3 protein-coding genes are annotated in these 5578 nt (G+C 55.6%); 1 reads left to right on the top strand and 2 read right to left on the bottom strand.

Features of this window, described 5'->3' with window-relative positions; translation table 11 throughout:
- The coding region (locus tag ABHR75_RS09630; RefSeq protein WP_346964206.1) for a radical SAM protein at nucleotides 1–649 on the bottom strand (649 nt) is incomplete at its 3' end.
- 540 nt (nucleotides 650–1189) lie between these two features.
- Here ABHR75_RS09630 and ABHR75_RS09625 point away from each other — a divergent pair.
- Complete coding sequence (locus ABHR75_RS09625) at nucleotides 1190–2146, top strand: LysR family transcriptional regulator (protein WP_346964205.1); 957 nt, start codon at nucleotides 1190–1192, stop codon at nucleotides 2144–2146.
- Nucleotides 2147–2493: 347 nt separating this feature from the next.
- Here the strand turns inward: ABHR75_RS09625 and ABHR75_RS09620 are convergent.
- A partial coding sequence (locus tag ABHR75_RS09620) for an acyl-CoA dehydratase activase-related protein (protein WP_346964204.1) occupies nucleotides 2494–5578 on the bottom strand: 3085 nt, incomplete at its 5' end.

Here is a 5578-nt window from a genome sequence, read left to right as displayed (position 1 = left end):
GGTTGAACGTATCGCCGCCAGAAGGAAGACATCTTCTTCGATTGTGTATCTCAGGCGGACCATCGACAGTTACCTGAACGTGCGTAACCCCATTTTTTGCAAGCAACTCCGCCGTTTTCCCATCTAAGAAATAGCCATTGGTCACCATGCTGGCGTTAAATAAGATTTCATCACTTCGGATTCCGCGCGTAATCTTCTCCACAGTCTCAATCGCCAATAAAGGCTCGCCGCCATACCAGGCAACCTGCAAACTTTCCGCCTGATTGTCTATAACCATGCCATTGATATGCTTTATTACCTGATCGACGCATCGGTCGCTCATTGAGCCATAACGCTTGCCGTTCTCATAACAATACGGACATCTGAAGTTACAATTCAATGTCGGGGCTATCGTAAATGAAAGTGATTTTGATTGCATGCGACAGGCCAACGATATCTCTTTTAAATGTTCGATCTCGTCAAGTCCGTCGGGAACCAACAACCCCGCGTCCGTCAAATTATCGACAATTTCCGAAGGGCAATTAGCTCCATTCTCAAAAAGCCCCTTCTCGTATTCTGCATCCAACGCAACGATTGCACCAGAGTACGAGTTATATGCCAGCGTAGGTTGATTCCCTTTATCGATTACATTAAAGCGAGACTGTTTCATTTCTACTCCGTTGCATATTTCAATATTTCAACCTGCCATTAGGAGTAATTCCAGCCACAAAATTTGGTAATGCAGATCCTCAGGCCACACGGTCCTCCCCCTGAATAACTCCAACAAATATGTGCTGCACAGGACACACACGTAGAAATATCTCGAGACGAAGCAGGCATCTGAGTATTCACTGGCTTTTGAATATATTCCATCGGAGCTCCTAGCTAACGTGTATACCGCAATGTTGAAATGCGCGGCAATTCCCGCCCGTGTACACGGCACACATCCCCCAGGGATTACAGCGCCCTTGACATTTTGCGCCCTGACAAGGACACCAACTTGATAGCAAAGCAATATCGTTAGGTGTTTGAGTTGGCTGTATCCAATCCACAATGGCTCCTTTCTCGTTCTAGGCCTAGTTATACTTTGGTCAAAAAGTCAAAAGCTGTTTGATAACTTTTTGTACTAGATGAAACAATTTGTTTGCCTTGTTTAACATTATTTAATTTACACTTAGACTGATTTAAAATTCAACCTAAGGAAATTCTGGTGAATGTTGTTCAGCTGCAGTATTTCATAAAGGTATTTGATTATCAGAATTACTCGGATGCAGCAACTATATTAAGCGTTTCGCCGCAAGCTGTTTCAAAAGGCATTCGAGCATTGGAATCTGAACTTGGTCTGAAGCTGTTCGAAAAAAGAGGCAGTATTCTACATCTAACAAACTATGGAGAGGAAATCCTTCCTATAGCATTAGATGTACTAGCTTCAGTTGAGGGAATTCAAGCGTATGCGCAAATCACGCGTGAAAAGATAAAAATAAGCCAGACACGTTTGACACGCGTTGCAGTCGGACTAGCACCAATACTCGCAAGCTGGTTCAACCAGCCCACACTGAACAGGCTTTCGAAAAAGTATAAGGGCGGTAAGTTTACTGTTTCCAGATATGACGACGGCGGAACGTGTTTATCCCTTCTACTTGACAGACAAATCGACATTGCAATTGTCGCTGGACAAGTAGACACCAATCTTTTTGAATCACATTTTTTATTGAATGCCGAAGTCAACCTCTTAGTTGAAAGCAGCCACCCATTAGCCAGTCGCGCAACGGCAAATCTAAACGCGGTGGCTCGATATCCAATTGCAAACACCTGTGACATTCGATATTGTCGAAAGAGAATAAACTCAGTATTTAACCATCTGGGCCTTTCCCCTTCCTACGAGAATATTAACTTAGCAGACCAGCAAAATTTGTCCGATTTTCTGATTCATAAGCATGGGATTATTCTGACCATAGCCTCACAAGCGTCTCAATTCAGGATAGGCTATCCAGCAAAAATCGTTTGCCTAAGCGAACAAGACAGAATATCAATCCCTTTTTACTGCGTTTCAAATTCAAACGATACCCAAGCGCAGACTCATCACGCGATAAGCTGCATTCAACTTGAGGCACGCCAGCTCTCTCGATGTTTAAAAAGCGCTGAAAGAGGAGACCTTTCCAGCTGAATATGACGGGCATGCTAATTCCATGCAAAACAGCAGTGTATTCCGCCAGAACAGAAGCGTGGGTCAGCCCATGTATTTTGAAGTATTCCGAGAGAAAACAACGAGGGCCTGACAGACTTTTGCCAAATCAGTGACCCACTCACCACCCGCAAGCCTGTGCCCCACTTCCGAAATATATGGCTCAGCCCCACCTTCTCAGCGGGTTGAGCCGAGCACTGACCGCACCATTCATTGTCAGCACCGCCCCAGACCAAGCCAGAGAAAGATGGCGCGGCGACAGCCAGATGGCCGCCACCGCGCCTCACACATTATTTCGGCAAGCCGCTGTTAGCGTCGGAATAATTTAGCTACTTCACACCGCGTCCCAGGCGCTCAGCGACCGACGCCACGGCACTCTCGTCGACCGAGCCGCAGCTCACGCAGCCGTCGTGGGCACGCATCTGGCCGGTGACCTCGTCCATCGCGAGCGGCGCCACCTTCTCGAGCTTAAAGCCCTTACCGGCGCGCATGTTCTCCTTCGCCACGCTGATCATGAGCTTAATACGGTTGAGCTGGTTGACCTCGGACGCACCAGGATCATAGTCCACCGCGACGATATTGCTCTCGGGATGCTGGCGGCGCAGCTCCTTGATCACGGCCTTACCCACCACGTGGTTGGGCAGGCACGCGAAGGGCTGCGTGCAGATGATGTTGGGCGCACCGTGGTCAATCAGATCGAGCATCTCGGCCGTGAGCAGCCACCCCTCGCCCATGTTGTTGCACACCGAAAGCACCGTGCGGGCTTTGTCCGCCATGGTGCCGATGCGCTCGGGTGCCTCAAAGCGGCGGGACTTTTCGAGCATCTCCTCCACCGGCGTGCGCATCCAGTCCACCAGCTTAATGAGCGCCTGCATGCTAGCGCGCGTGGTAGCAGAGCTTCCCAGCTCGTCCTTCTGCAGCTCGGCGTTGCTCATGGAGTACAGGAAGAAGTCGAGCAGGCCCGGCACCACGGCCTCGCAGCCCTCGCGCTCAATGACATCGACCACGTGGTTGTTGGCCGTGGGATGGAACTTGACCAGAATCTCGCCGACCACGCCCACGCGTGGCTTGGTGCCCTCGCCCACGAGCGGCATGGTGTCGAACGCGCGGATGGCCTCGCGAGCAAGCTTGGTGTAGTTATGCCTGTTGAACTTAGGCGCCAGCTTGCGGGCGCGCGCCATGTACTCCTCGTAGAGCGCGTTGGCGGCACCGGGCGTGGCCTCGTACGGGCGGCAGCGGTAGAGCATCTGCATCATCACGTCGCCAACGAGCACCGCGTACACGGCCTGCTTGAGCAGCGCCGGCGTAATCTTAAAGCCGGGGTTGTCCTCGCCCAGCGCCACGGCCGAAAGCGAGATCACCGGAATCTCGGGGTGGCCGCTCTCGCGCAGGGCCTTGCGGATGAGTGCGATGTAGTTGGTGGCGCGGCAGCCGCCGCCGGTCTGGCTGATAACCACGGCCGTCTTGGACAGGTCGTACCGACCGCTCTCGATGGCCTCCATAATCTGGCCCGTCACCAGGATCGACGGGTAGCAGATGTCGTTGTTCACGTAGCGCAGACCGGCCTCAACGGCGTCGTGATCGGTCGAGGGCAGCAGCTCTAGGTTGTAGCCGGCACCGCGGAACACCTCTTTGACCAGGTCAAAGTGGATTGGCGCCATCTGCGGGCACAGGATGGTGTAGCCCTCGTCGCGCATCTGCTCGGTAAAGGGCACCTTGGGCCATGCGGTCGAAGCACTCTCGCGCTGCGCCTCAAACGTGTACTTGCGGCTCGCGAACGCGGGGGCATCCTTGGAGGGCGTCACCGGCGCGGCATCGCCCTGCTCGTAGGCCTCGCCCGCGGCCGTGGCCTCGGCCAAGCGCTCGGCCTCCTGGTCCTTGAGCGCCGCCATGAGCGAGCGGATGCGGATGCGCGCGGCGCCCAGGTTGGACACCTCGTCGATCTTGAGCACGGTGTAGATCTTGCCGCTGGCCTCCAGGATCTCCTGCACCTGGTCGGTGGTCAGAGCGTCCAGGCCGCAGCCGAAAGAGTTGAGCTGGATCAGGTCCAGGTCGTTGCGCATCGTCACAAAACGGGCGACGGCGTACAGGCGGCTGTGGTACATCCACTGGTCGACGACGCGAATCGGACGCTCGGGCTTTACCAGATGCGCAAGCGAATCCTCGGTAAAGACCGCAAAGCCAAAGCTCGAGATAAGTTCGGGCAGGGCGTGGTTGATCTCGGGGTCGTTATGGTAGGGACGACCGGCGAGCACGATGCCGTGACCGCCATGGTCCTCGACCCACTTAAGAGCCTCCTCGCCCATGGTCTGGATGTCCTCGTGGAAACGCGCATCGGCCTCAAAAGCAGCGTTGACGGCGGCATCGACCTCGGAGCGCGTGATTTTAGGACCGCGCACGCGGCCGCGACCAGCCTCGGCGTCGGCCACGCGGTCAACAGCGAGCACCTGGTACAGACGGCGCTTGAGCTCGGTCTTGTCGTGATACGGCACAAACGGATACAGGAACTCGATGTTCTGCTCGCGGATCTCGTCGATGTTGAGCGCCAGCGCCGTGGGGTAGCTCATGACGATGGGGCAGTTGTAACAGTTGCCGGCGGTCGGATCCTCCTTGCGCTCCCAGCGCACGCACGGCATCCAAATGAAGTCGACATCGCGGTCGATGAGGTTCATCACATGGCCGTGGCTCATCTTGGCCGGATAGCACACGCTCTCGGACGGCATGGACTCGATGCCCGCCTGGTAGGTCTTCTTGCTCGACTGGTCGGACAGCTGCACGCTAAAGCCCAGGCGCGTAAAGAACGCGTGCCAGAAGGGGTAGTTCTCGTACATGTTGAGCGCGCGCGGGATGCCGACGGTGCCGCGCGGGGCCTCATCGGGGCTCAGCACCTCGCGGTCAAAGAGCAGCTCGTTTTTCTTTTTGAAGAGATTGGGGGCCTCGGTCTTCTGCTTTTTGTGACCGGCGCCCTTCTCGCAGCGGTTGCCGGTAATGAAGCGCCTGCCGCCGCCAAAGTCGTTGACGGTGAGCTGGCAGTTGTTGGAGCAGCGGCCGCAGCGGACGTGCTTTTGCGTCACGGTGAGGTGCGCGATGTCCTCGGCCGAAAGGATGGTCGAGGTGCCGTCAGCGCCGGCGCGATCGCGGGCGAGCAGGGCCGCACCGTAGGCACCCATGCAGCCGGCGATGTCGGGACGCACGGCGTGAACGCCGGTGAGCTGCTCAAACGCGCGCAGCGTGGCATCGGACATAAAGGTGCCGCCCTGGACGATCACCTGGCTGCCGATCTCCTTGGGATCGCGCAGTTTGATGACCTTGAACAGGGCGTTCTTGATGACGGAGTAGGACAGGCCGGCCGCGATGTCGCCCACCGTGGCGCCTTCCTTTTGCGCCTGCTTAACGCGCGAGTTCATAAAGACC

Origin of the sequence: Collinsella aerofaciens (genome assembly GCF_039752955.1) — a bacterium.
Lineage (GTDB): Bacteria > Actinomycetota > Coriobacteriia > Coriobacteriales > Coriobacteriaceae > Collinsella > Collinsella aerofaciens_BI.
Note: the sequence above shows the minus strand (reverse complement) of the source record. Positions and strands in the feature narration are given on the sequence as shown.